This window comes from Virgibacillus sp. 7505 (assembly GCF_002272135.1).
Lineage (GTDB): Bacteria > Bacillota > Bacilli > Bacillales > Amphibacillaceae > Terribacillus.
This window is the reverse complement of the sequence record NZ_NPBF01000310.1, coordinates 1-236: the sequence shown is the minus strand read 5'-3', so window position 1 is coordinate 236 and position 236 is coordinate 1. Positions and strand designations below refer to the sequence as shown.

Annotated in this window: 1 protein-coding gene; it reads left to right on the top strand. The window is 46.2% G+C overall.

Annotated features, from left to right (window positions below):
• On the top strand, nucleotides 1-236 hold a 236-nt coding region (locus tag CHH91_RS19095), incomplete at both ends, for a spore germination protein (RefSeq protein WP_141234253.1).

Sequence of the window (236 nt, the reverse complement as noted above, 5' to 3'; positions counted from 1 at the left end):
AAAATTGGGCAAACGATTGGGATCGTTGGCGGCATTGTAATCGGAACAGCCGCTGTCGAAGCAGGGCTTACAAGCAATATTCTCTTAATCATTGTTGCATTGACTGCGCTTGCTTCCTTTACGACACCTATTTACCAAATGGGTAATGCGATCCGCTTGATTCGTTTTCCTTTTATTCTTGCCGCCCAGTGGCTTGGCTTTTTAGGAGTAGCGGCTTGTTTCGCCCTCATTCTAAG